Source organism: Humidisolicoccus flavus (assembly GCF_045689595.1).
Taxonomy (GTDB): domain Bacteria; phylum Actinomycetota; class Actinomycetes; order Actinomycetales; family Microbacteriaceae; genus Humidisolicoccus; species Humidisolicoccus flavus.
The window spans coordinates 242,544-266,949 of record NZ_CP142724.1 but is presented as its reverse complement, the minus strand read 5'-3'; the positions used below and the strand labels follow the sequence as shown (position 1 = coordinate 266,949).

Below are 24,406 nucleotides of genomic sequence, written 5' to 3'. Positions count from 1 at the left end.
GCTCCTCACACCATTCGCATCGCGTCAATACTGGTGCGAGCATAGTGGCCACTCCTGTGATCAATCCTGCACACCCCAAAACCCTGAAAAGCGCGGGCCTTAGATTCGATCCGGGTGGGTCGACTCCGCAGGTTCGGGGAACGCTTCGCTCGTCGGCATGGTCTCTACGGAGTGCGCTCGAATCGACCTCGGCCCATTCGCGAAGCGTCGCGACGTCCATGCGGTCAAACTCTCAAGCGGACCGCGGCCGAGCAAAACAACCCAGAGGGTTGATCCGACAAGCAGTGCAGCAGTGAGCGCGATCCAGATGGTGTTGGTCTCCGCGGAGCCAGCGGAGCCTGCAAGGAAGAGGATCGCAACGACATGCACCGAGTACGCACTCAAGGGCATCGATCCGAGCGCCGCAATTGGGAAGAGCACATATCGAAGCGGACGCGCGATGAGCAGGCACAGAGCGATGATCGCCGTCCCAAAGCCACCGGATCCGAGGATCTCGAGCGTTCCTCCTGAATGCGGCGTGTCTGCGATCACTCCGTCCCAAATTTGAGATCCCGGGTCGCTGTTCATCACGGTCTCCCAGTAGCCCGGATACTCCCCCTCTGCACCGGGTTCCTCATCGATCGGAACGTAGTCGCCCTCCGGGTAGCACGTCACCCAATCGTCCTCGTAACGTTCGCAGACGAGGCCATCGAGGTCGACCTCGTCACCGGGCACGATCGTCGTCACACTGCCGCCTGATCCGGAGCTTCCAGGACTGCTGTTCGACCACGAGACGCTGCTGTCTACGCCTTCGGAGTATCGCTCCTGCGCATGCGCGAGAGCACCGAGTCCGTAGCCCGTCGCCGACACGACAACACCGAACACGAGGAGCTTGGCTGCGAAGGAGCGGCTTTCGAGGTTGCCTCGACCAATCCACATGCCAAAGAACAGGAAGCAGATCCACACAGTGATCGGATAGGTCCCGGTTACGACGAGATCAAGCCCCGGTCCGCTCGCGTACTGGCTGAGCACTCGGAGCGTTCCAAGGAGCAACGGGCCGAGCAGAGCCATGAAGATCGCGGCGAGCGCGAGCTGCCGACGACTGAGCTGCAGCAAAGGAATCGCGATCACGAACACGATCCCGTAGAAGGTGAGGATTACCGCGACCCCGGTGTTCAGGAATTCGAGGAACAGTCCGATCGCGAATACCGCAACGCCTCGGCCGAGAAACCGTAAACGCAGTGTTCGGAGATCTTCGAGGGGAAGTTCGCGAGCGCCGCGAGAAAGAATCGCGACCGAGATTCCGGCGACGATCGCGAACAAGATCGAGGATCGGCCATGGACAAGATCGGTCCACGTCTCAATCCGTGCCCATTCGAAGGCTTCGGTGACACCAATGTGCGCGCCGATCATGCCGATCACGGCGAGGCCGCGCGCGACATCGATTCCCATGATGCGGGGTGCACGCCCGAACGAACGAAGGCGACGAAGTGATGATGCGAGCAATGGTGTTGGCACGAGCGAATCATAACCAGGCTCGCGCGGGGTTCTCGCTCGACGCGCGACGCGTGATCACCGCGAAGTTGTGAGTGCCCCCGGCAGGATTCGAACCTGCGACAAGCGGATTAGAAGGCCGCTGCTCTATCCCCTGAGCTACGGGGGCCTCCGAACGATTGTATGCCGTTCTTCACGTTCCGCCGTGCATCGCGAGAGCCGGGGGTCCTGCTGAGCGAAGTCCTCTCGCTCAGTTGGCTGCGATCGACGCGACGTTCTGGGCTTCTGGCAGGTTGATCGCGCCGAAGATCACGAGCGCGCAAACGACGACGACGACGATTGCGAGAACGACGAGAACTGGCGTCTCGCCCGGTTGCTTTACTCGAAGTTGCTTTGCTCGAAATGTGCTCATGAACACAGTTCAGCAGCCGAGGGCTCCCCTTCGCGTCGACCGAAAGACGCAGGTTTCTGAGCCATCGTCATCCCTGCGACGTACGCCTCCAGATGCGCCCGGTGCGCGATCCGTCCCGGGATCTCAGCGAATTGAATTCCGCACGGCTGCAAACGCTTGTTCGAGGTCTGCGATGAGATCTTCCGCATCCTCAAGACCGACCGAAAGCCGCAGGTGCCCGAACTCCCGGAAGGGCGACGGATACGCAGCGACCCGTGGCCCCTCGGTGCCAACGTGGACGATCAGTGTCTCGTCGTGCCCGAGCGACACCGCCGAGGTGATGAGCCTGAGTTTCGCGACAAAGGCATTCTGCAATTCGGGCGGACCATCGAGCGCGAAGGCGAGCACGGCGCCGGAGCCGGCTCCGTTGAAGAGCTCGGCGGCGACCTCGTGCTGCGGGTGCGATTCCAGAGACGGATGCGCGACGTAGGCGACCTCGTCACGTGATTCGAGCCAGGCAGCGATTCGATCGGCGGACCGGAGATGCTGGGGTAACCGGAGCGGCAGCGTGACCGCACCACGTGCGATCAACCACGCATTGAACGGTGAGATGACACCGCCGACGTCAACCATCGCGTCCTCGCGAATGGGAGCGAGTAGCGCGTCACTACCGATCACGGCCCCTCCCATGGCATCTCCGTGACCATTGATGAACTTGGTCAGCGAATGCACGACAAGGTCTGCGCCGTGCTCGAGCGGGCGGTAGAGCGGAGGCGGCGTGAACGTTGAATCAACGACCAACAGCGCACCGCGCTCGTGTGCGATCCTGGCGAGCGCAGGAATATGGGCGACCGTTGTCGTCGGGTTCGCAATGACCTCGGTCACGAGAAGCTTTGTCGCCGAGGTGAAGGCGGCGGCAACTGCATCGTGGTCAGTGATGTCCACGAACGTTGCAGTGATGCCGTACTTGTTCGGCAGGAGCTCAGAGAACAGCCGCCAAGTTGCCTCGTAGGTCGCGTCGGCCACCACGACGTGATCTCCGGAACGAAGGTGCGAGAAGAACACCGCATGCAGCGCCGCCACCCCGGACGCGAGTGCGATCGCGGACTCGCCCCCTTCGAGCACAGCGAGTTTGTCTTGCAAGGCCAGCTGATTCGCACCAGAGTTGCGCGTGTACAGCGGCACATCGGTGCCAGACCAACTGATCTGCGAAGGGTCCTCCGGCAGCAGGTACGAGTTCGCCATGACGATCGGCTGACGAATTGCGCCACTGCCTGCATCGACGGGATTTCCCGCATGGACCGCTTGGCTCGAAAAATTCAAGGATCGTGTGTCCTTCGAAGTTGCTCGCTCGCTCATCTCCTCACCGTACCGAGGCTCCCGTGCGATCGGAGGATTTCCTGCACTGTATGACGGTTGAGAACCGGACTCCTCTGCCCGATTAGAATCGGTGCATGGCTTCTCTCGACCGTCTTGTCTGGATTGATTGCGAAATGACCGGGCTCGACCCTCAGGTCGATGAGCTCGTCGAAGTTGCGGTGGTGATCACCGATTTCGAACTCAATGTGCTCGATCCAGGATTCGCCGTGGTGGTGCAGCCGAGTGCCGCAGCCCTCGATCAGATGGACGACTTCGTTCGCAACATGCACGCCAGCAGCGGCCTCGATCAGGAGTTTGCGGGCGGGTTGCAACGAGCAGAGGCAGAGCTCCAGGTCCTCGACTACATTACGAAGTTCGTCCCGGACGCCGGCACGGCTCCGATCGCCGGCAACACGATCGGCACCGACCGCATGTTCCTGGCGGCCCAAATGCCCGCGATCGACGCACACTTGCACTACCGGGCGATCGATGTATCGAGCATCAAGGAACTCGCGAAGCGCTGGTTCCCGCGGGCCTACTTCAACGCACCGTCGAAGGACGGCGGTCACCGTGCCCTCGCCGACATCCTCGAATCGATTCGCGAGTTGCAGTACTACCGTCGTGCAGTGTTCACCGCCGAACCGGGTGTCTCGAGCGACGAAGCAAAAACAATTTCGGCAGCCGTTGTGGCTGATTTTTCGCAGAAAATCAATGGTGACGGGCCCTCGTCGTCGTCCGAATCCCTGTAAGTGAAAAAACTCCAGCGAAATTTGTAATAGGATCGCTGAGTTGCTTCTTGCAGCATGGTGGGTATAGCTCAGTTGGTAGAGCGCCTGGTTGTGGTCTAGGAGGTCGCGGGTTCAAGCCCCGTTACTCACCCCATGTGAAAAAGGTACGAGCGTTCCGCTCGTACCTTTTTCGTTTCTCCGAGTCCGAACTGGCGAATTGGAGCGCAGTGAGTCCGACCTCTCGAAGCAAACGACCCGAGCCCGACTTCACGACCGGTCGCACAACGGCGCTCATCCGGCGAGTTTCGCTCCTGGTCTCAATCACGATCGCTCTCGGCTTGCTGCTCTGGCTGCCATTCGCCCCGGAGCGTGTGCCCGTCCATTTCAATGTGCTCGGCCAGCCGGACGCATACGGCGACACGTGGTCCGTCCTGATCTTGGCGCTTGTGATGCTCGGGGTTTCTGTCCTCTTGACCTGGGTCTCAGCGAAACCGCAGTACATGAACTTTCCGGTCCGCTTCACCGAGGACAACGCGCAAGATCTCTACCGTGAAGGCGAACGGGTGATCGTGTGGATGAGCGCCTGTTCCAGCATCGTCTTCCTCGGTATCGGCCTCGCATACTTTGTTCCCTATGCGTCGCTGCTCAGCGTGGCTGGCGTGGTGCTCATGATTGTTGCGATGATTGTCGGACTCGTCCGGATCCCGCGAGCACAATAGAGGCTCGGACCATGACCGGAAGGACGGCGATCATGACTGGCAGTGGACCACTGGATCCGCTTGAGCCCGAAGTGGATTCGGTAGGCGACGCGGATTCGGCGTCCGAACCGAATGCCGACAACGAGGTAAAGCCGCTCGAACTCTCCATGAGTGACTTCGAAACGCTCGTGACCGACGAGCTCGATGCGCTCCCCGACGAAATGATCGACGGCCTCGAGAATTTGATCTTCGTGTGCGAGGACGCTCCCGAGAATGGCGAGTCTCTGTTTGGGCTCTACGAGGGAGTGGCGCTCACCGATCGCGGGCAGTACGGCTTCGGCGAACTCCCCGACCGGATCATCATCTTTCGACAAGCTCATATCGCCGCGTGTGCAACGCTCGAGGACTTGCGCGCCGAGGTGCATACGACGCTCGTCCACGAGATCGCTCATTTCTACGGCATCGATGATGCGCAGTTGCACGAGCTCGGCTGGGCCTAGAAGGTTCTGAACGCGCCGAACTCGGGTGGTGCACTCTCTTCGTCGACCGCACGCCGCACGCCGGGAAGTGATGCGGATCGTTCGCGGTCGTAGAACTCGGTCTCTTGCGCTTTCCAGCCCTCCCACCACGAGTCGTCGCCGTCGCGAAGCAGAATCCTGCGATGTCTGACGGACTCTGGAGCCTCAAGCCAGAATGATCGTTCCGCGAGTGCGTGGTTTGCTCGGGAGAGCGATCCGCAGCCTTCGAGGATGAGTGGCGTGCCGGCGGGGTGCCTCTGCCATTCAGCCCGCTCGCCGGACGCCCAATCCCAACGCTGCCACCGAGCGTCGTTGCCCTCTGACAGCGGAACCAACACGTGCTCGTGCGCATAGTCGCTGCCTGCTTGCAAGCCATCCCAGCCAAGATAGAGATCATCCATGTGCACGATCTGTGCATCGAGTCGGTGCGCGATCAGCTCGGCGAATGAGGTCTTCCCGGAACCCGAGCGACCGTCGATCAGGGTGATCATGGGCTGGTCGTTCGTCTCAACATGGTCCACGGACTCAGTCATGTTCCTCCTCTCGATCACGTTCCCACCAAGCGATAGGAACCGAGAACGATCGCGATGCCGATTGCGATCGCTGCGATCGCGACTGTGCCGAAAATCGCAACGGTGTCGCGCCACGTCAGTGTCGACGCCCGGGCCCAGGTGCGAGGCCCGGCGCCAAATCCTCGAGCTTCCATTGCCGTGGCGAGCGATCCTCCACGACGGATCGCGAGCACCAACAAGGCGAATGCCATTGTAAAGAATCTGCGCACGACGCCCGAATCGCCGAGCCCGCGAGCACGCCGAGCCCGCGCCATCGATTTCCAGTCTTCGCTGAACACCGAGAACAACCGAATTCCGGCGAGTGCTCCGAGCACAAAGCGTTCGGGCAATTTTGCGACCTGCGCGAGCCCATCGGCGAGCCTGGTCGGATCGACTCCGACGAGGAGCACGAGCGTTGGAACTCCGATGGCGAGCACCCGAACTCCAACAGCAATGGCCAGTTCGATCGAGTTGTCGGTGATTCTTGCGAGCCAGAATCCTGCATACTCCTGGCCGCCGGGTTCTGCGTAGAGCAACATGCTGACGGCCGAAAGCGGTGCCGCGATGAACAACGGCCACGAGCGGCGCACGATCGTGCGAGGACCGACCCCGAGAGCGAAAAACACGATGAGCCAGATGCCGAGCGCGACGAGCGCACTCACGCGATCGATCGTCGTGAGCATCGGAAGCGAGTAGAGGATCGCCGCGGCGAACGGCGTCACCGGGTTTACTTTTGCGAGGAATCCTGGTTGCGGTTCGGTCACCGGACACCTGCATCGAGGTCGATGACCTGGTCTCCGAGAATTCGCACGACATCGGGATCGTGCGTGATCGAGAGCACGGATCGTCCTTCGTCGACCAAGCCTGCAATCAGGAGCACGAGTTCCCGCCAGGTTGTTCGGTCCTGACCGAACGTCGGTTCGTCGAGCACGATCAGCTGCGGGGCACTCGCGAGCACCGCGCCAACCGTGAGTCTGCGCTTTTCCCCACCCGAAAGCGTGAACGGGTTTGCGTTCGCAAGATGGTCGAGGCGAAGGCTACTGAGGAGACGGTCCGCTGTCGCTCGCTGTGTTTGGAGCGGCTGCCCTGCTGCCTTCGGGCCGACCATCAATTCCTGGAGGACCGAGGCAGCGACGAATTGATGCTCGGGTTGCTGGAAGACCGTGCCGATTCTCGTGAGCAGTTGCTTACTTCGCCAACGCATCGGGTTTGGCCCCGCGCCAGAGGCAAGCGAGGGACTCGCGACGACCGCACCAGAGCGGGGCTCCAGCAAACCTGCGAGCGTGTGCGCGAGCGTCGTCTTGCCCGCCCCGTTCGAACCGGTGATGACGCTCGATTCTCCAGCCCGAAAGTGCAGTTCTGGCAGAGAATCGCGAGCGGATCCGCGAGTCGTCGCCAGTGCATGCCCGGAGAGGAGCGATGCTCCAGCGCGTGGTTCGCGAGCGATCTCGATCGGATGCCCTGGCACCCACACTCCCCGCTCGGCGAGATCGTTGCCATGCGTCCCGAGCACGGCTTCCGGGGTCCCACTGGAGAGCACGCCACCACCTGGCTCCAGCACGATGACGCGATCAATGCACGGAAGCCAAGTCTCCACGCGGTGCTCGACGACAACCAGCGTGGCGCCGGTTTCCCGCACGACTCGGTCGACGGCGTCGCGAACTTGACGGGTTCCCTCCGGGTCGAGGTTCGCGGTGGGTTCGTCCAGGAGCAACAGCCCAGGTCGCATCGCAAGAACGCCCGCGAGTGCAAGACGTTGGCGTTCCCCTCCTGAAAGCGCGGAGGTACTTCGCTGCAGGTCGTAGTCGAGCCCGACGTCCTCGAGTGCTCGCGCGACCCGGTGCCAGATTTCTTCGCGGTCGAGCGCAAGGTTTTCGCACCCGAATGCGACGTCATCACCGAGACGCTCCATGATCGTGTTCGACTCGGGGTCTTGCAGCACAAGCCCGCTCAGCCCGCGACTGGTGCTCGGATCGAGACCGTTGACTCGAAGTTCGCCGGACTCATCGCCCTCGTCAGCTCCGCCCAGCACTCCCGCAAGCGCTGCAAGGAGGGTCGATTTGCCTGCCCCGGAAGGGCCGAGCAACAACACCCGCTCCCCCGCCGCAATCTCAAAGTCGAGCCCCGCGATCGCAGGAGTGCGGCGAGCAGCGTGCCGCCAACTCCAATCGCGGGCCTCAACCTTGAATCCAGTCATCAGGACTGACGTGACTCGCGTCCTGCAGCGAAACGGTTCAGCGCGCCGGTCGCGGCAAGCGCTCGTGTGAGCAACCAGCCGACGAGTCCAGCGAGAATCGCGCCGGACACGACGAGCGAGCCGAGGTAGATCGCCAAGAATTCGGCGCCCTTTGCAATGTTGGCCGAAAGGAAGAGTTCGAGCGTCCAGGCTGCGACCGCCGCACCAACACCAGAGAGCATTGCGATGACGACGCCGAATCGGCGATACATGAAGATGGCGAAAATGAGCTCAGCACCGAGGCCCTGCGCCACTCCCGAATAAACCGTTTCGATACTCCATTGACTTCCCAGCAAGGTCGAGACCATCGCTGCCAGCAGTTCAACGAAGAGCGCTGCCCCGGGCTTGCGAATGATGAGTCCACCAAGGACGCCGCCGAGCAGCCAGATCCCGACTGCAAGACCTCCGAAGCCTGGTGTCCCGGCGTCGAGCACCTTGAACCAGGCATAGCCGACGACATTCCAGCCCGCGAAGATCAGGCCGGTTGCAACGCCGAGCACGGCGGCGGTGACGATGTCGATCACCCGCCATCGCAGGTTCGGTGCACTCGAGCGTGCGGGGGATGGAGAAGTTGAACGTGTTGCGGTCATAGCTGTGCCTTCCGAAAGAAATGGCACGGGTGAGTGTCCTCCCTGCGCTGGCATGATCCAGATCAGGTTCGACGGTCGAAGACTTTGAGTCTTCCTCTCAGCCCGGTTCACCGGACTCCCGTGGTTTGTACGGCTCTACTCTACCGGCTCCGTGACGAAGTCGATCAGTTGCTCCACCCTGCCAAGCAGCGCGGGTTCGAGATCGTTCCAATCGCGCACTCGCGCAAGGATTCTTTTCCAACCGTCTGCGATGTCGGCCTGCTCCGCAGAGGGCCAACCCAGGTGTTGCAGGATGCCGCGCTTCCACTCGATCGAGCGCGGAATGGTCGGCCACTCCTGAAGCCCCAACCGCGAAGGCTTCACTGCTTGCCAAATGTCGACGTAGGGGTGTCCGACCACGAGAACGTTTGCACCGTGGGGCCCGCGAGCAACCGCTTCTGCGATTCTCGATTCTTTCGAGCCAGGCACGAGGTGGTCCACGAGGATACCGAGTCGTGAGGAGCGCTCTGGCGCGAATTCGGCGACGATCGAAGGAAGGTCGTCGACACCGTGCAACGGTTCAACGACAACGCCTTCAGCGCGGAGGTCGTGGCCCCAGACCTTCTCGACGAGTTCGGCATCGTGCAAGCCCTCCACGAAGATCCTGCTCGCGGCGGCGATTCTCGCGCGATCGTTCGTGGTTGCACGGGATCCGGAGGCAGTTCGAGCCGCAGCAGCCTGCTTCGGTGCTGGTTTGACGAGGACGACTGGTACTCCCTCGATGAGGTAGCCGCCACCGAGCGGGAACAGCCTCCGCTTTCGTTTGCGGTCTTCCAACACGATGTTGCCCTGTTCGAAGCCGACGATCTCGCCAACGAAGCCATCAACCACCTCGACGACGAGGCCCTTCCGAATCGGGACTTCCTTGAGCCGTGCCTGTTCGAGGCGAGCGTTTTGCGCCTGCGGAGACAGTACGTCGCCGCCCCATTCGTCCCAGTTCATTCGCACTCAGCGAGCGTAACGCAGGCTCAGGTTCGAATCGAAACGACTGCTCACGCGCTGGTGTTACCAAAAGTCTCGTGAATGAAATTCCTCAGGAATATTTGGCGGATTTCTCGAGGAATGCAAAAAAGAAAAGGGACGGCCGAAGGCCGCCCCTTTCCTGTTCACGAACTACTTACGCAGCTGTGCCCTTGCCCCGGTTACGAGTAATTGCGCCCCAAATAGCGAGAACAATAATCGAACCACCAATGGCATACAGCCATCCAAGCGGTGACCAGAACGAGTTGTATACGTCTTGGCCCATGAGACCAGCGATCCAACCACCGACCATCGCTCCGATGACTCCGAGCAGAAGAGTGGCAATCCAGCCGCCGCTCTGCTTACCCGGGAGAATCAACTTCGCGAGTGCTCCTGCAATCAGACCAAAAATCAGAAAGACAATAAAACCCATGATGTACTCCTCCTATTCATTGAGCGGGGTACAGCCTACTCCACGGCGCGAGCTAAAACGATCTCCCGCACTCGAGCGGCATCTGCAGTGCCTCGCATTGCTTTCATAACCGCACCAATTACTGCACCTGCAGCCTGCACTTTTCCGTCGCGAATTTTCGCGAGAACATCGGGTTGCGCGGCAAGTGCCTCATCGACGGCAGCGATGAGCGCTCCCTCATCGCTCACAACCGCAAGGCCACGAGATTCAACAATTTCACTCGGCGAGCCCTCGCCGGCGATCACAAACCCGAGAACTTCCCGGGCGAGTCGGTCATTCAACGTGCCGGCATCAATAAGGGACTGCAACTCTGCAACCTGCGCCGGGGTCACGAGTGAATCCGCATCGACACCCTGCACATTCGCAAGTCGCGCGATCTCGCCGGTCCACCACTTTCGCGCTGACTGCGGAGCCGCACCCGCCTCGACGGTTTGCGTGATCGTCAGGAGCAAACCACTGTTGACGACGTCCTGGAACTCGAGGTCCGTGAACCCCCACTCCCCCTGCAATCGCTTCCGACGAACTGCGGGCTGCTCTGGGAGCGCCGCCCGGAGTTCCTCGATGAGTTCTGCGCTCGGGACAACCGGGAGCAGGTCTGGCTCTGGAAAGTAGCGGTAGTCATCAGCGTCTGACTTCGGTCGACCCGGGCTTGTCGACCCCGTGTCTTCATGCCAGTGACGCGTCTCCTGGGTGATCGTCCCGCCGTCGTGCAAGATCGCGGCCTGCCGCTGGATCTCGTAGCGAACCGCGCGCTCGACCGAGCGCAGGCTGTTGACGTTCTTCGTTTCAGTGCGCGTGCCGAGTTTCTCTTGGCCGCGCGGGCGCAGTGACACGTTCGCGTCGCAACGAAGGTTGCCGCGCTCCATCTTCGCGTCGGAGATGCCGAGCGCGATCACAATGTCGCGAATCAAAGCGACATAGGCTTTCGCGAGTTCTGGAGCATCGTGTTCAGCACCGAAGATTGGTCGCGTCACGATCTCGACGAGAGGTACACCCGCACGGTTGTAATCAACCAACGAGGAGGACGCGCCCTGAATTCGACCGGTCGCTCCCCCGAGGTGCGTCAGTTTGCCGGCGTCTTCCTCCATGTGCGCGCGCTCGATCGGGATAGTGAAGGAACGCCCCCCGGCGATCTCCACCTCGACACTGCCATCGAACGCAATCGGCTCGTCGTACTGCGAGATCTGGTAGTTCTTCGGGAGATCCGGGTAGAAGTAGTTCTTCCGGGCGAAACGGCTCGACTCCGCAATCGAGCACCCGAGTGCAAGACCGAGCGAGATCGAGTACCGGATCGCTTGCTCGTTGACGACGGGCAAGCTGCCCGGAAGGCCGAGGCAGAGCGGCGTGATGTTCGTGTTCGGTTCTGCGCCGAAGTTGTTCGGGGCATCTGAGAACATCTTCGTCTTGGTCGAGAGCTCGACGTGCACTTCGAATCCGAGCACCGGCTCAAAGAGTTCGAGCGCCTTGTCGAAGTCCATCAACTGGTCTTTCATCGTGCTCCTCCAGCGAGTTCGGGTGCCTGCAGGGCGAGCGATCCGCCCCACTGTTCGTTCAAGAGCGCTTCGATCGTCGCACCGGCGCTGTACAACCGGACATCCTCGCGAAGCGGTGCGAGCAGTTGGAGACCGACGGGCAGTCCATCGTCTCCGAGCCCCATCGGCAGTGACATTCCAGGAATTCCCGCAAGGTTCGCCGGAATCGTCGTGATGTCGTTGATGTACATCGCGAGGGGGTCGTTGACCTTCTCGCCGATTTTGAAAGCAGTGGTCGGTGCGGCGGGACTGATCAGGATGTCAGCCTTCGCGAACGCCGCGTCGAAGTCTCGCTGGATCAGCGTCCGAACCTTCTGTGCGCTGCCATAGTAGGCGTCGTAGTAGCCCGCGCTCAGCGCGTACGTGCCGAGAATGATTCGGCGTTTCACCTCGGGGCCGAATCCGGCCTCGCGGCTCGCGGACATGACCTGTTCAACCGACTGTCCTGGTGTCTCGACCCGTCGGCCGAATCGAACGGAGTCGAAGCGCGCCAGGTTGCTCGAGGCCTCGGCCGGAAGAATCAAGTAGTAGGCGGCAACCGCGTACTCGAAGCTCGGAGCGCTGACCTCGACGACCTCGGCACCAGCCTTTGTCAGAATCTCGACGGTCTTGCGGAAGCGGTCTGCAACATCGCTCGCGATGCCGTCACCATCGAGCTCACGAATGACGCCAACCGTCGTTCCTCGCAGAGAACCCGTCTTCGCACCCTCGCGCGCAGCCGCTGCGAACGATGGCCATTCCTCGCGGAGTGAGGTCGAGTCTCGTGGATCGTGCCCGCCGATGACATCGTGCAGGAGGGCGGAGTCGAGCACGGTTCGAGAAACCGGTCCGACCTGGTCGAGGCTCGAAGCAAGCGCGATCGCCCCATAGCGGCTGACACCGCCGTAGGTCGGCTTGACGCCGACCGTGCCGGTGACCGCAGCGGGCTGACGGATCGATCCGCCCGTATCGCTTCCAAGCGCGATCGGGGCTTCGAACGCCGCGACCGCGGCCGCGGAGCCACCACCGGAACCGCCAGGAATCCGTTCGAGGTCCCAAGGGTTGTGGGTTGGACCGAAGGCTGAATGCTCAGTGCTGGAGCCCATCGCGAATTCGTCCATGTTGGTCTTGCCGAGCGCGACCATGCCCGCCTGCTTCAGCTTCACCACAGGCGTTGCGTCGTACGGCGGGATCCAGCCGTCAAGGATCGCGGACCCAGCGGTCGATGGCATTCCCTGCGTGCAAAGCACGTCCTTGATTGCAATCGGGACGCCGGCGAGCTCATGGAGCTCCTCGCCGTTTGCACGAGCGGTGTCGACGCGCTCCGCTTCGGCGAGCGCCGCAGCGTTCACGTGCAAGAACGCATGCACGTCGCCGTCGACGGCACGGATCCGGTCAAGGTGCGCGGTCGTTGCTTCGACACTCGAAACTTCTCGGGTGTGCAGCAGGCCTGCGAGCGCGTTCGCGTCAAGGCGCGTCAAATCTGTCACTGTTCTTCTCCCAAAATCGCGGTCACACGGAACCGGGTTCCGTCGTGGTCCGGTGCACCGGCAAACGCCTGCTCGTGCGTCAGCGTTTCGCCGATGACGTCAGGTCGAGTCACGTTCTGCAGAGGCACTGGGTGGCTCGTCGCAGGGACGTCGTCACCGACCGCCTCCGAGACCTTCGCAATGGAATCGACGATGACATCGAGGTCAGCGGCGAGCGTGGTGACTTCTTCATCGGTCAGCGCGATACGAGCCAGGCCCGCAAGATGCACAACCTGATCACGAGTAATTTCAGACATTGGGCTCCAAACTGGATACGAACCTGTTTAGTCTACGGTTTCGGGCACCGCCGTGGAGCCGTCGGGCACGCACTCGGAGCCCCACTTCTCGGCGAGTTCGCAGCGCGCATCTTGCGCTTTATTCGAACATATGTTCGAATGCTCACATGCGGTGGAGTCAGCAAGCGATCACGGAACGAGATTCCAATGCGCTCGACGGGCTCGAGCAGACTGCTCCCCTGATCGGCGCGTTGCAATCCCCGGAATTCGCCAGTGCGACCTTTCTCGAGGTTGCAACCAAGAGTGCACTGAATCGGGTCCCGGGCGACGATGGAGTCATGGCGGGCGCCTGGACGATCAATCCCTATCGAGGTTGCCAGCACGCCTGCGTGTACTGCTTCGCTCGAAATACCCACACCTACCTCGACCTCGACGCCGGCAACGATTTCGATTCGAAGATCATCGTGAAGACGAACATCGCCCAGGTGCTCGAGCACGAACTTCGAACTGGCAAGCACGCCGTCCGTCATGTGAACCTCGGGACGAACACCGATCCGTATCAGCGCGCCGAAGGCAAGTACGAGCTCATGCCGCCCATCCTCCGGGCCCTCGCCTCGCACGGGGTCGGCATTTCGGTCCTCACCAAAGGCACATTGTTACGACGTGACATCCCGTTGCTGCAACAACTCGCACGCGAGGTTCCCGTCAGCGTCTCCTTGTCGATCGCCGTGTTCGATTCGGAGCTCCAACGCTCCGTTGAACCCGGTACGCCGAGCACGGCTGCTCGCCTTGCGACCGTCATTGCACTTCGAGACGCAGGAATTCCCTGCGCGGTTTTCGTGATGCCGGTGATGCCCGGCCTCACCGACTCTGCATCGCAACTCATGGAGGCGGCCTCGCAGATCAAGCAGGCAGGCGCGTCGAGCGCGCTCTACTCGGCCCTGCATCTCCGGCCCGGCGCGAAAGAGTGGTTCGCGGCTTGGCTGCACCGGGAGCACCCGGAACTCGTTCCCCTCTACGCGAAGATCTACGGCAAGCAATCGATCGCAAGTCGCGCATACAAATCGGCGCTGCGGGAGCGAGCGCTCGGTGCATTCGCAGCGCACGACCTGCTGCCAGGGTCGACATCGACCCCCGGGCAACACGCTCGAGCGCTTCATGTCAACACTCGACGCGGTGCGAACAACATCGGCACCCGTTCGGAAGCCCGACTGTTCTAAGTGGGCGCGTTATGCAGAGCGTCAGCGATGCTTCGGGCCGGCCAAGAACCTCGGCTCGATCCGCTCTTCAATCGCACGACCGTCTTCAGCCCGGACCACGTACGCGCCCTTGCCCTCGATATCGGTGATCGCTTCCGTGAGGGTGGTGCCGTGGTACACGAGGCCAACACCGTCGTCGGTGCAGTACGTCGTTCCGAGCGTGCCGTCAGCAACTAATTCGTGGACAAGCGGTCGTCGGCGTGCTTCATTGTCGTAGTGGACGCCGTTGTCGAATGGGAGGAATCCGAGCCCGTTCGTAATCGGGTCGAGGTCTGGCCCGAACGAGTCGGTCGTCCCACCCTTGTGCCAGCAGATCGATCCCGCTGAAACCCCCGCGAGTACGACCCCGGCATTCCAAGCCTTTTCGAAGACGGAATCGAGCCCGTGCAATCGCCAGAGTGCGAGCAGGTTTGCCACAGAGCCACCGCCAACCCAGACCAGATCGGAAGTCATGACGAGTTCTTCGAGATCGTCGACGTTCGGCATCGGGAACAGCGCCAGGTGACGCACATCGAAGCCGGCGTCACGTCCTGCCGCAGAAATGTGCGCGGCAGTGTCTGGCCAATCGCCGAGTGCCGTACCCACGTAGGTCACCTTTGGGGTGCCGGTCGCTCCGGAAAGATCGACCGCATGGTGGACGACCGGTGAAAAAGCTCGCATGACTCGACGTCCTCGAACGAATCCCGTTGAGGTCGCGACGATGGTTGGTTCGGCACTCATGCTTCAAGGCTACGCGAGGTTGTCTCGACGATTCCACCGAGACAACCTCGCATGCGACCACGGCCAGGCAGTGGTCGCTACGCGGCGCTCGGCCAGAGCAGCGACTTGATCGCACGCCGCTCGGCCATTGCCGAGTACGCCTCGGCTGCTTCTTCGAGCGGGAGTTCGAGGTCGAACACGCGACCCGGCTCGATCGAACCGTCGAGCACTTCCGGCAGGAGCTCTTCGATGTATCCACGAACCGGTGCGACTCCGCCAGCGAGCGAAACGTTTCGACCGAACATCGCTCCGATGCTGCTGCCGCTGTCTCCGTGTGGGACACCGACGAAACCGATTGATCCACCCGGTCGAGCCGTGTGCACCGCCTGCGTCAGGGCTTCTGCGGTTCCGACACATTCGAGGACTCGATCCGCGCCAACACCATTGGTGAGCGCACGCACAGCCGCGACCGCTTCTTCTCCGCGCTCAGCGAGGATCTGCGTCGCTCCGAAGGTTCGAGCGAGCGCCTGTCGAGGCTCGTGACGCGACATCACAATGATTTCTGAAGCGCCCAAACGCTTTGCCGCGATGACAGCGCACAGACCGACCGCGCCATCACCGATCACGACGACCGTGTCACCGGCTTGCACTCCCGCCGACACTGCGGCGTGGTGCCCTGTACCCATGACGTCCGCGAGCGTGAGCAAACCTGGAATCTGCTCCTTGCTCGGCTGTCCGGGAACTCGCACGAGTGTGCCGTTCGCGTCGGGAACTCGCACGTATTCGCCCTGCGCTCCCGCAAGCGCGTGACCATCGCGATCCTTTGAGCCATACCAGGTCAGGTTCTGACACGCGCTGCTCACCCCGTTCTGACAGTTCGCGCATTCGTTGTCGCAACCGTAGAACGGTGAGATCACGAAATCGCCGACGGCAAGATCTTGCACTTCGTCGCCGAGTTCGTGGACGATGCCGACAAATTCGTGACCGATTGCTCGCGGCGCTGTCACTTCGTCGTCGCCACGGTAGCTCCAGAGATCGGAGCCACAGACACAGGTCGCCGATACCTTGACGACGACTTCCTTCGGACCGAGCACGGTTGGCGTTTCGCGCTCCTCAACCTGGACATCGCCTGCGGCGTGCAAAATTACTGCCTTCATACCTTCTCCTCAATCTGGTGGAACAGTTCGAACGAACGCACCATCGCTACCGTTTCGGCCATGACCACGGCGGCCCCTCGAGTGCCCCGAGGTCGCGGACGAGCGTTTCTCCCGACGACTTCACGAGCTCGTGATGCAGGGTACCCCGCTGCCGTTCGAGCAGTCTGATCAGGTCTGCTGCGTGCGTCACGACGATGATCTGCGAATCCTCAGCCGCGCTTCGGATGAGCTCGGCGAGCGCCGGCAGCACATCACGATGCAAACTGCGCTCGGGTTCGTTCAGAACGATGAGGCTCGGGCGATCAACGGCGGTCAGTGCGGCAACGAGCAGCAAGAACTGCAGTGTTCCGTCGGAGAGCTCGTGGACTTCGAGCGACCGAAGCATTCCGGGCTGCCGAAGTCCGAGCGCAAGCCGGCCGCCTTGCTCTGTGATGTCGAGCGTCGAACCCGAAAGCGCTTCCGCGATGGTTCCCCGTGCGTTCCAGAGATCGCCGTTCTCGATCGTCGTTTGCAGCACTGCCGCGAGGTTCGAGCCGTCGTCGTTGAGGCGTGGACTGCGAGTGCCGACCTGCGGTGCCCGTGCAGGGGACCCGATGTCCGTGCGGAAGGAATCATAGAAACGCCAAGTGCGCAGAGCGTTGCGCACCCGTGCGATCTCGGGGGCTTGGTCAGTGCCAGGGAACATATCGAGAATCGACTCGTAGCTCATGAGCGAGCAGTCGAAGTGGTTCCAGGTGCTGCCCTCTTTGACCCGCGCGATCGCTCGCTTCCGCTCGACCAGCATCGAGCCCGGTCGGATCACGGAGCCGACGAAAATGTGTTCCTGCTTGATCTCCGGATCGAGCGCGAAGAGTGTGTTTGCTGAGCTCTGGGGAACGCCGAGATCGATTGCGTATCCGAATGCTTCGTCCGCGAACCCGAGGCGAATCGACGCCGGGTCTCCGCTCGACGGTGCCCCCGAGCGAATCGAGCCCGGGATCGAGGTGGGTCCGGCCCAGCGGGCAGCGGGCAGCCCGCCCTCATTCGCGAGTGCGCCGATCACGTTGCCGGAGCCGCACTCAGCCAGGAGCCGGAGTGCACGGTACACCGAGGACTTGCCAGTGCCGTTCGCACCAGTAATCAAGGTGACGTTTGCGAGTTCGAGTTCGAGCGAACGAACTGATCGGTACCCCTGGACCGCGAGCGTTTGGAGCATCAGGGTTCAGGCGCTCGTCGGGAGCGCGTCGGGCCCGTCGGTCACCAGAATCGCGAACTCGCCGGCATCGAGCACGCGGATCCCGAGGTCTTCTGCTTTCTGCAACTTCGACCCGGCTCCGGGTCCTGCTGCGACGAAGTCCGTCTTCTTCGAGACGCTCGATGCTGCTTTTCCTCCGGCGGCGATGATCGCCTCTTTTGCTCCGTCGCGAGTGAAACCGTCGAGTGCTCCTGTCGCCACGATCGTGAGCCCCTGCAGCACTCCTTCGGTGTCGCGCTGTGTTCCCGGTCCTGCGTGACCCGGGATCGCGAAGGAGACCCCTGCCGCCCGCCACCGCTCGAGAATCTCCTGGTGCCAATCGACCTCGAACCATTCGAGCAGGGAGTCGGCGATGATGCCGCCGACGCCTTCGACCTCTGCGAGCTCTTCCCTGCTCGCGGCACGGATTGCGTCAAGCGAGCCGAACCAGTCAGCGAGTGCCCGGGCTGCAACCGGACCGACATGCCGGATGTTCAGCGACACGAGTTGACGCCAAAGGTCCTTCGTCTTCCCGAGCTCGAGTTCCTCGATCAATTTGAGTGCGTTTGCACTCGGTGCGACCTGCGGGTGATTTTTCGTGATCTTCTGCTGACGACGTTCTGCGGCAGTGAGGCCCTCGGCTTCGGGTGGGTAGACGAGAGTCGTTCGACGGAATGGGGTCCGGATCCGGCCCTCGCCGTCGTCGTCTGGCACTTCGATACCGGTTTCGGCGTCTTTCACGACCACTTCGATCGGCATGAGGTCGTCGAGGGTGAGCTCGAAGAGCGCGGCCTCGGTGGTCAAGGGCGGCTCGGCCGGGAATTTCGGCTGCGTCAATGCGGCCGCGGTCACCTCTCCGAGCGCCTCGATGTCGAGGCCACCACGACTCCCGATGTGTTCGACCCGCCCGCGTACCTGGGCGGGACAGGTCTGCGCGTTCGGGCATCGCAGATCGATGTCGCCCTCTTTCATTGCTCGAAGTTCGCTCCCACATTCGGGACAGTGCTTCGGCATCTCGAACGCGCGTTCCGTGCCGTCTCGCAACTCTGGGACCGGGCCAAGGATTTCAGGGATCACGTCGCCCGCTTTTCGCAGCACGATCGTGTCTCCGATCAGGACACCTTTCGAACGTACGACGTCTTGGTTGTGCAGTGTGGCCTGCCGAACCACGCTTCCTGCGACCTTGACCGGTTCCATGACTCCGTACGGAGTTGCCCGACCGGTACGCCCAACGCCGACAACGATGTCGAGCAGTTTCGTATTGACCTGTTCTGGCGGATATTTGAATGCAATCGCCCACCGGGGAGCACGGCTGGTCGCACCGAGTTCGTCGTGGAGTGCGAGGTCGTCGACCTTGACAACGACGCCATCGATTTCGTGTGCGACCGTCTGACGCTCACGGCCGTAGCGCTCGACATAGGCCACGACTTCATCAACGGAGGACACCACCGAAAAGGTCGTGCTGATCGGGAGACCCCAGGTTTTCAGGAGCGCGTACACCTCGCTCTGCGAAGCCACAGGCGGATTCTCCCAGGCGCCGATGCCGTGCACCGCAAGGCTCAGTGCCTTGAGCCGATCGTGCATGAGCGCCTTCGCTGCGGCCTTCTTCCCCTGCGCCTTCTGGCGCAGGGACCCACTCGCGGCGTTTCTCGGATTCGCGAATTCGCGCTCCCCTGCCTCGACCTGCTTTGCATTCAACGCACGGAATGCTTCGACGGTGAAGTAGACCTCGCCACGTACTTCAACGATCGAAGGGTGCCCGGTTCCCGCAAGCTGCTTTGGAATTCCGGGGATCAACGTCGCGTTCTCGGTGACGTCTTCACCGGTTCGGCCGTCGCCGCGGGTCGCGGCGCTCACGAGGATCCCGTGCTCGTACCTGAGGTTCAGCGCGAGACCGTCGATCTTCAATTCGCAGAGCCAAGCGATCTCGCTCTTGCCCGCGAGGGATTGCGCCTTCGCCGCCCACTCGCGAAGCTCGTCGAGATCGAACACATTGTCGAGACTCAACATGCGTTCAGCGTGAGCGACCGGGGAGAAGAGCACGGAGGCTTGACCACCGACGCTTTGCGTCGGCGAATCTTCACTCTGAAGTTCCGGGAATTCGCGTTCAAGCGCTTCGAGCTCGTGAATTTTCGAATCGTAGTCCGCATCGCTCAGCACCTGCGCTTCGCGCTCGTAATAATCGACCCGAGCTTGTTCGATTGCACTGCGGAGTTCGGACGCCCGATCACTCGCTCGTTGCAGTTCGCTCATGCTGACTCCACGCTCCTTCGTTGACTCCCCCAGTGTCTCTGGAACGACCGACACTGCCTACGCGGGTTGTGGTGCAGCACTCACCGTGCGGTCGATCGTGCACTGGCCGAGCACGCGCGTGCCGACATAGATCACTGCAGACTGCCCGGTCGCAACGCCAACGAGCGCCTCGTTCGGCGTGATCACGAGTTCGTCGCCCTCGAGCACGGCGTGGGCGGGAACAGGATCGGCGTGGGCACGAATCTGCACCTCGCAGTCGATCCCTTCGTTGAGCTCGGTCGGCGGGGTGCCAGCCCAGGACATCCGCGTACCGGCGATCTGCGCGATCGCGAGCGCCTCCTTTGGCCCTACGACAACTTCACGAGACACCGGTCGGACCTCGAGTACGAATCGCGGTCGACCATCCGGCGCGGGCGTTCCGATCCGGAGTCCGCGGCGCTGACCAACGGTGTACCCGTGCGCACCGTCGTGCGAACCGACCTTGGTGCCGTCACGTTCAACGACGTCGCCCGGCGCTGCGCCGAGCTTGCTCTCAAGGAATCCGCGGGTGTCGCCGTCTGGAATAAAGCAAATGTCGTGGCTGTCCGGCTTCTTCGCGAGCAGGAAGCCGCGCTCCTCGGCCTCGGCGCGAACGAGTTCTTTGGAGGGCGTCGTGCCGAGTGGGAACATGCAGTGCTCGAGTTGCCAGGAGTTCAAGACGCCGAGCACATAGGACTGGTCCTTGGTCCAGGTCGCGGCGCGATGGAGTTCAGGGCCGTCCGGTCCGGAGACGACATCGGCGTAGTGGCCGGTGACGACCTTGTCGAAGCCAAGACCGATCGCACGATCGAGCAGTGCTTCGAACTTGATCTTCTCGTTGCAGCGAAGACACGGGTTGGGCGTGCGGCCTGCTTGGTATTCGGAGAGGAAGTCGTCAACGACATCTGCGGTGAATCGCTCGGAGAAGTCCCACACATAGAAGGGGATGCCGAGCTGGCCCGCAACCCGGCGCGCGTCCATGGAGTCTTCGATCGTGCAGCAGCCTCGTGCTCCGGTTCGGAGCGTTCCGGGCATTCGGCTCAACGCCAAGTGCACCGCAACGACTTCATGGCCTTCATCGACGGCTCGCGCTGCGGCCACCGCAGAATCAACGCCACCGCTCATTGCCGCAAGAATCTTCATTTGCACGATTCTATCAAGGCCCTCCGACTTCGAAAAGGGCGCCTCGGATCGCAGCGCCTACGCGGTGCGGGCCTGCGCGATCGACTTCGGCAAGACTGCGAGAAGCGCATCGATCTCAGCTCGTGTCGTGGTGTGACCGAGTGTGATGCGGAGCGCACCGATTCGTTCCTGCGTGTCATCGAACACGCCCATGGCACGCAGCACGTGCGACTCCTGCGCCACGCCGGCAGTGCAGGCGGATCCGGTCGAAACCTGGAATCCTGCTTCATCGAGAAGGAATTGCAAGGACTCCCCGTCTACTCCCTCGACCGTGAAGTGCACGGTCCCAGGGAGTCGATCGACTCGGTCACCTCGAACGCGTACCCCCTCGATCGGCTCGACCGCAGCATGCACGAGCTCACGGAAACCTGCGAGCCGTTCAGATTCCACCGAGAGCTCGGCCACCGCCTCCTCGGCAGCGACGCCGAAGGCATGCGCACCAACGACATCGCCGGTTCCGCTGCGAAGCGCTCGCTGTTGGCCACCCCCGTGAATCAGTGCCTGCGGTGCGTGTTCGCGCGCGATGACGAGGGCGCCCACGCCGACCGGTCCCCCGAGCTTGTGGGCCGTGACGCTCATTGCTGCTGCACCGATCGCGCGAAAATCGATCGGAACGTGCCCGAACGTACCGACGGCATCGAGATGCAATGGCACGGCCGCGTCCTTCGCAAGAGCTGCGAGCTGCTCAATAGGTTGCAGCGTCCCGACCTCATTGTTCGCTGCGAGCGCGGTCGCGACTGCAACATCCGGGCCGAGTGCGCGCTCGAAGGCTTCCACGTCGATGCGACCGAGCGAATCGACAGGCACCCAGGAGAGCTGTGCCCCCTGCTGCTCGAGCCACAGCACCGTGTCGAGCGTCGCGTGGTGCTCAGCCTCGGGCACCACAATGCGCGGACGCTTTCGGGACCACCAGAAGCCCTTGATCGCGAGATTGATCGACTCCGTGCCACCAGAGGTGAACACGACCTCGGTCGGGTGCGCTCCGAGCGCTGCCGCCACTCGCTCACGCCCCTGCTCCAGCATCGCGTTCGCGAGTTGCCCGGCACGATGGGTCGAGGCCGGATTTCCGCCGATCTCCCACGCTTCTACGACGGCGTCTCGCACAACAGAACGCAGCGGAGTGGTCGCGGCGTGATCAAGATAGGTCATCACTCATTTACTCTAGACAGGTGCACCAAGTCTCCGCCGAAGAATCCTGGCTGCGGATGACCGAATCCGGGCCGCAACTCCACCTCTGGTCAGCGACCGCGACCGCAGTCGAACTCCGCTTGTTCGATCGCGAGAATCCAGACGTCGTCGTCGAGCGAATTCCCATGTCCGAGCGTGACGGCGGAACGTGGATTGTCACCCACGATGCACTCCAGCCAGGTGCGGTGTACGGCTTCGGTGTTGAGGGTCCCCACGGAGAGCGGCACGCCTTCGATCCCGACCGCCATGCGCTCGACCCATACGCTCGAGGACTCATCAAAAGCCCGAGCGGCAAGTGGCGGAGCACCATTGTTGACACCGCCTTTGATTGGGACGGCGTCGCAAAACCGAATCACTCGCTCGGAAGTTCGGTGATCTACGAATTGCACGTCAAGGGCTTCACGAAGCTCAACAAGCGCATTCCCAAGCCACTGCGAGGCACGTACGCAGGACTCGCCCACGAGTCCACGATCGATTACCTACTCTCCCTCGGGATCACGGCGATCGAGCTCCTGCCGGTGCATCAGTTCGTGAGTGAGCAATGGCTCCACGACGCCGACAAGATCAACTACTGGGGCTACAACACCCTCAGCTACTTTGCGCCGCACGCCGCCTACGCCTCGCAAGAGGCTCGCGAAAACGGACCAGATGCCGTGCTCCGCGAGTTCAAATCGATGGTGCAAGCGATGCACCGCGCAGGCATCGAGGTCATCCTCGACGTCGTCTACAACCACACCGCCGAAGAGGGTCGGGGCGGGCCCGCCTCGAGTTTTCGGCTCATCGACAACAGTTCGTACTACCGCCAGCAGGAGGACGGCTCCTACATCGACGTCACCGGCTGCGGCAACACGCTCGATTTCTCTCGGGCATCAGTGCAGCAACTCGTGCTTGCGAGCCTCGACTATTGGGCAAACGAGGTGCAAATCGATGGATTCCGCTTCGATCTCGCCGTCGCACTCGGCAGAGACGAGTTCGCGACCTGGGACCCTGAGCACCCACTCCTCCGTCAAATCGTGAACTCCCCCGCCCTGAGCGGCGTGAAGATGATCGCCGAACCATGGGACGTCGGTCTCGGCGGCTGGCAGGTCGGCGGATTCGGTGAGGGCTGGAGTGAGTGGAACGACGGGTACCGCGACCGCGTCCGCACGTTCTGGCTCAGCGATTACGGTGAGCAGCGCGCGGGTGGTTCAGGCCAGGTCGGCATCGGTGGACTCGCACATTCGCTGGCGGGATCAGCGGGCACGTTCTCTCGCGAGCGCGGCCCGCTCGCGAGCGTCAACTTCGTCACCGCCCATGACGGATTCACGCTCACCGACCTCACGAGGTACAACTCCAAGCACAACGAGGACAACGGCGAAGACAATCGCGACGGAACGGACAACAACCGCTCCTTCAATCACGGGGTCGAGGGCCGCACGGAAGACCGTACGATTCAGCTCGACCGTCGAAAGTCGATGCGAAACGTGCTCGGCACGCTCTTGACCTCGGCAGGCGTCCCGATGATGACAGCCGGCGATGAGTTCGGTCGGACGCAGCGCGGAAACAACAATCCTTACTGCCAGGATTCAGAACTCACCTGGATGCCTTGGCAACGACTTCCCTGGCAGGACGAGTTCCTCGAGCAAACCAAGCGCCTCATCCGACTGCGCCGAGCAAACCCGGCACTTCGACCGCTCGAGTACGGAGTCGACGGCGAGCGCGTCGCAGGGTCGACGCACATGGACTGGTTCAATGCGCAGGGCGAGCCGATGTCGATCGACGACTGGAACGACTCGACCGAGCGGACATTGCAATACCTCGCCGCCTCGACGCCTGTCGATGAGCCGTTCTCACGCGTGCTCGTGGTCTCGCACGGCAATACTGCTGCCAGCTCGATCACCCTGCCCAAGCACGACGGCATCACCCGGTTCACGCTGTTGTGGGATTCGGCGGGCGATTACTACGAAGCGGTCGTGCGGGAGCCTGGAGAAACCGTGCCGATCGCGGCGATGAGTATGCGTGTCTACCGCTGCGATGGGCTCCCAGAGGACGGCATTCCCGAACCGACGCTCCATGTCGAGCGAGAACGTTCCGTCCCCTCTGCCCCATCTGCTCCCAGCGATTCGTGATCCCTCGCGCCGCACAGAATCACGACAGCGCCTGCGTC

The 24,406-nt window shown here is 62.1% G+C and carries 23 protein-coding genes, 2 tRNA genes and 1 riboswitch; of the genes, 6 read left to right on the top strand and 19 right to left on the bottom strand.

The features are described from left to right. Nucleotides 1–99: 99 nt before the first annotated feature. From U2H20_RS01265 to U2H20_RS01250, 4 genes are all read right to left on the bottom strand, one after another. On the bottom strand, nt 100–1,497 hold the full coding sequence (locus tag U2H20_RS01265; RefSeq protein ID WP_430592714.1) for a heparan-alpha-glucosaminide N-acetyltransferase domain-containing protein: 1,398 nt from the start codon (nt 1,495–1,497) through the stop codon (nt 100–102). A 72-nt stretch (nt 1,498–1,569) separates the two neighbouring features. Next, nucleotides 1,570–1,642, bottom strand: a tRNA-Arg gene (locus U2H20_RS01260). An 81-nt stretch (nt 1,643–1,723) separates the two neighbouring features. Continuing rightward, nucleotides 1,724–1,885, bottom strand: a complete 162-nt coding sequence (locus U2H20_RS01255) for a hypothetical protein (protein WP_430592713.1) — start codon at nt 1,883–1,885, stop codon at nt 1,724–1,726. Nucleotides 1,886–2,008: 123 nt separating this feature from the next. Continuing rightward, nucleotides 2,009–3,223, bottom strand: coding sequence for a trans-sulfuration enzyme family protein (locus U2H20_RS01250; RefSeq protein ID WP_430592712.1), 1,215 nt, complete (start codon nt 3,221–3,223; stop codon nt 2,009–2,011). Between the two features lie 95 nt (nt 3,224–3,318). On the opposite strand from U2H20_RS01250, the gene orn reads away from it, so the two are divergent. From orn to U2H20_RS01230, 4 genes are all read left to right on the top strand, one after another. Beyond that, nucleotides 3,319–3,972 carry an oligoribonuclease gene (gene orn, locus U2H20_RS01245; protein WP_430592711.1) on the top strand — a complete coding sequence of 218 codons (654 nt, stop codon included), beginning with the start codon at nt 3,319–3,321 and terminating at the stop codon, nt 3,970–3,972. Nucleotides 3,973–4,029: 57 nt separating this feature from the next. After that, nucleotides 4,030–4,105, top strand: a tRNA-His gene (locus tag U2H20_RS01240). A gap of 73 nt (nt 4,106–4,178) precedes the next feature. Then, entirely contained in the window at nt 4,179–4,670 is a 492-nt protein-coding gene (locus U2H20_RS01235) for a DUF1648 domain-containing protein (protein WP_430592710.1), read from the top strand. Nucleotides 4,671–4,816: 146 nt separating this feature from the next. Further along, nucleotides 4,817–5,149 carry a metallopeptidase family protein gene (locus U2H20_RS01230; RefSeq protein ID WP_430593560.1) on the top strand — a complete coding sequence of 111 codons (333 nt, stop codon included), beginning with the start codon at nt 4,817–4,819 and terminating at the stop codon, nt 5,147–5,149. On the opposite strand, the gene U2H20_RS01225 is transcribed toward U2H20_RS01230, so the two are convergent. The 9 genes from U2H20_RS01225 to gatC all read right to left on the bottom strand — a co-directional run bounded on the left by U2H20_RS01225 (nt 5,146) and on the right by gatC (nt 13,312). Next, a complete protein-coding gene (locus U2H20_RS01225) occupies nt 5,146–5,700 on the bottom strand; it encodes an ATP-binding protein (protein WP_430592709.1) in 555 nt (184 codons plus the stop codon). The genes U2H20_RS01230 and U2H20_RS01225 overlap by 4 nt on opposite strands. Nucleotides 5,701–5,714: 14 nt before the next feature. Then, nucleotides 5,715–6,482: an energy-coupling factor transporter transmembrane component T family protein gene (locus tag U2H20_RS01220; protein WP_430592708.1), complete on the bottom strand. Its 768-nt coding sequence runs from the start codon at nt 6,480–6,482 to the stop codon at nt 5,715–5,717. Continuing rightward, nucleotides 6,479–7,915, bottom strand: a complete 1,437-nt coding sequence (locus U2H20_RS01215; RefSeq protein WP_430592707.1) for an ABC transporter ATP-binding protein — start codon at nt 7,913–7,915, stop codon at nt 6,479–6,481. Before U2H20_RS01215 ends, U2H20_RS01220 begins: the two co-directional genes overlap by 4 nt. Further along, nucleotides 7,915–8,544 (bottom strand): ECF transporter S component, encoded by a 630-nt coding sequence (locus U2H20_RS01210; RefSeq protein ID WP_430592706.1) that lies wholly within the window; start codon nt 8,542–8,544, stop codon nt 7,915–7,917. The genes U2H20_RS01215 and U2H20_RS01210 overlap by 1 nt, the downstream gene beginning before the upstream one ends. A 22-nt stretch (nt 8,545–8,566) precedes the next feature. Beyond that, a riboswitch (TPP riboswitch) is annotated at nt 8,567–8,676 on the bottom strand. 3 nt (nt 8,677–8,679) lie between these two features. Further along, entirely contained in the window at nt 8,680–9,525 is an 846-nt protein-coding gene (locus U2H20_RS01205; protein ID WP_430593559.1) for a DUF3097 domain-containing protein, read from the bottom strand. A 175-nt stretch (nt 9,526–9,700) separates the two neighbouring features. Then, nucleotides 9,701–9,976, bottom strand: coding sequence for a GlsB/YeaQ/YmgE family stress response membrane protein (locus U2H20_RS01200; RefSeq protein WP_430592705.1), 276 nt, complete (start codon nt 9,974–9,976; stop codon nt 9,701–9,703). Between the two features lie 35 nt (nt 9,977–10,011). Continuing rightward, nucleotides 10,012–11,508, bottom strand: a complete 1,497-nt coding sequence (gene gatB, locus U2H20_RS01195) for an Asp-tRNA(Asn)/Glu-tRNA(Gln) amidotransferase subunit GatB (RefSeq protein ID WP_430592704.1) — start codon at nt 11,506–11,508, stop codon at nt 10,012–10,014. Further along, nucleotides 11,505–13,016: an Asp-tRNA(Asn)/Glu-tRNA(Gln) amidotransferase subunit GatA gene (gene gatA / locus U2H20_RS01190; RefSeq protein WP_430592703.1), complete on the bottom strand. Its 1,512-nt coding sequence runs from the start codon at nt 13,014–13,016 to the stop codon at nt 11,505–11,507. The genes gatB and gatA overlap by 4 nt, the downstream gene beginning before the upstream one ends. Further along, nucleotides 13,013–13,312: an Asp-tRNA(Asn)/Glu-tRNA(Gln) amidotransferase subunit GatC gene (gene gatC / locus U2H20_RS01185; RefSeq protein WP_430592702.1), complete on the bottom strand. Its 300-nt coding sequence runs from the start codon at nt 13,310–13,312 to the stop codon at nt 13,013–13,015. The genes gatA and gatC overlap by 4 nt, the downstream gene beginning before the upstream one ends. Nucleotides 13,313–13,458: 146 nt before the next feature. On the opposite strand from gatC, the gene U2H20_RS01180 reads away from it, so the two are divergent. Next, the gene (locus U2H20_RS01180) at nt 13,459–14,511 is read left to right on the top strand and encodes a radical SAM protein (RefSeq protein WP_430592701.1); all 1,053 of its coding nucleotides are present in this window, start codon (nt 13,459–13,461) and stop codon (nt 14,509–14,511) included. Nucleotides 14,512–14,532: 21 nt separating this feature from the next. Here the strand turns inward: U2H20_RS01180 and U2H20_RS01175 are convergent, their stop codons facing one another. The 6 genes from U2H20_RS01175 to U2H20_RS01150 form a co-directional block, all read right to left on the bottom strand. Continuing rightward, nucleotides 14,533–15,270: a Type 1 glutamine amidotransferase-like domain-containing protein gene (locus U2H20_RS01175; RefSeq protein WP_430592700.1), complete on the bottom strand. Its 738-nt coding sequence runs from the start codon at nt 15,268–15,270 to the stop codon at nt 14,533–14,535. A 77-nt stretch (nt 15,271–15,347) separates the two neighbouring features. Further along, nucleotides 15,348–16,406: a zinc-dependent alcohol dehydrogenase family protein gene (locus tag U2H20_RS01170; RefSeq protein WP_430592699.1), complete on the bottom strand. Its 1,059-nt coding sequence runs from the start codon at nt 16,404–16,406 to the stop codon at nt 15,348–15,350. 46 nt (nt 16,407–16,452) lie between these two features. Further along, nucleotides 16,453–17,601 carry an AAA family ATPase gene (locus U2H20_RS01165; protein ID WP_430592698.1) on the bottom strand — a complete coding sequence of 383 codons (1,149 nt, stop codon included), beginning with the start codon at nt 17,599–17,601 and terminating at the stop codon, nt 16,453–16,455. A 6-nt stretch (nt 17,602–17,607) separates the two neighbouring features. Then, nucleotides 17,608–19,872, bottom strand: coding sequence for an NAD-dependent DNA ligase LigA (ligA, locus tag U2H20_RS01160; RefSeq protein WP_430592697.1), 2,265 nt, complete (start codon nt 19,870–19,872; stop codon nt 17,608–17,610). Nucleotides 19,873–19,929: 57 nt separating this feature from the next. Then, nucleotides 19,930–21,033, bottom strand: coding sequence for a tRNA 2-thiouridine(34) synthase MnmA (gene mnmA / locus U2H20_RS01155; protein ID WP_430592696.1), 1,104 nt, complete (start codon nt 21,031–21,033; stop codon nt 19,930–19,932). A 57-nt stretch (nt 21,034–21,090) separates the two neighbouring features. Then, nucleotides 21,091–22,221 (bottom strand): cysteine desulfurase family protein, encoded by a 1,131-nt coding sequence (locus U2H20_RS01150; RefSeq protein WP_430593558.1) that lies wholly within the window; start codon nt 22,219–22,221, stop codon nt 21,091–21,093. Between the two features lie 20 nt (nt 22,222–22,241). Here U2H20_RS01150 and glgX point away from each other — a divergent pair, with 20 nt between their 5' ends. Further along, entirely contained in the window at nt 22,242–24,368 is a 2,127-nt protein-coding gene (gene glgX / locus U2H20_RS01145; protein WP_430592695.1) for a glycogen debranching protein GlgX, read from the top strand. Nucleotides 24,369–24,406: the final 38 nt, after the last annotated feature.

Coding starts and splice junctions, on each gene's coding strand:
- orn (WP_430592711.1), top strand. CDS start 3,319: ATGGCTTCTCTCGACCGTCTTGTCTGGATTGATTGCGAAATGACCGGG.
- U2H20_RS01175 (WP_430592700.1), bottom strand. CDS start 15,270: ATGAGTGCCGAACCAACCATCGTCGCGACCTCAACGGGATTCGTTCGA.
- U2H20_RS01230 (WP_430593560.1), top strand. CDS start 4,817: ATGAGTGACTTCGAAACGCTCGTGACCGACGAGCTCGATGCGCTCCCC.
- U2H20_RS01205 (WP_430593559.1), bottom strand. CDS start 9,525: ATGAACTGGGACGAATGGGGCGGCGACGTACTGTCTCCGCAGGCGCAA.
- mnmA (WP_430592696.1), bottom strand. CDS start 21,033: ATGAAGATTCTTGCGGCAATGAGCGGTGGCGTTGATTCTGCGGTGGCC.
- U2H20_RS01225 (WP_430592709.1), bottom strand. CDS start 5,700: ATGACTGAGTCCGTGGACCATGTTGAGACGAACGACCAGCCCATGATC.
- U2H20_RS01210 (WP_430592706.1), bottom strand. CDS start 8,544: ATGACCGCAACACGTTCAACTTCTCCATCCCCCGCACGCTCGAGTGCA.
- U2H20_RS01150 (WP_430593558.1), bottom strand. CDS start 22,221: ATGACCTATCTTGATCACGCCGCGACCACTCCGCTGCGTTCTGTTGTG.
- U2H20_RS01200 (WP_430592705.1), bottom strand. CDS start 9,976: ATGGGTTTTATTGTCTTTCTGATTTTTGGTCTGATTGCAGGAGCACTC.
- U2H20_RS01215 (WP_430592707.1), bottom strand. CDS start 7,915: ATGACTGGATTCAAGGTTGAGGCCCGCGATTGGAGTTGGCGGCACGCT.
- gatB (WP_430592704.1), bottom strand. CDS start 11,508: ATGAAAGACCAGTTGATGGACTTCGACAAGGCGCTCGAACTCTTTGAG.
- U2H20_RS01250 (WP_430592712.1), bottom strand. CDS start 3,223: ATGAGCGAGCGAGCAACTTCGAAGGACACACGATCCTTGAATTTTTCG.
- U2H20_RS01255 (WP_430592713.1), bottom strand. CDS start 1,885: ATGAGCACATTTCGAGCAAAGCAACTTCGAGTAAAGCAACCGGGCGAG.
- U2H20_RS01165 (WP_430592698.1), bottom strand. CDS start 17,601: ATGCTCCAAACGCTCGCGGTCCAGGGGTACCGATCAGTTCGTTCGCTC.
- ligA (WP_430592697.1), bottom strand. CDS start 19,872: ATGAGCGAACTGCAACGAGCGAGTGATCGGGCGTCCGAACTCCGCAGT.
- gatC (WP_430592702.1), bottom strand. CDS start 13,312: ATGTCTGAAATTACTCGTGATCAGGTTGTGCATCTTGCGGGCCTGGCT.
- U2H20_RS01170 (WP_430592699.1), bottom strand. CDS start 16,406: ATGAAGGCAGTAATTTTGCACGCCGCAGGCGATGTCCAGGTTGAGGAG.
- U2H20_RS01180 (WP_430592701.1), top strand. CDS start 13,459: ATGCGGTGGAGTCAGCAAGCGATCACGGAACGAGATTCCAATGCGCTC.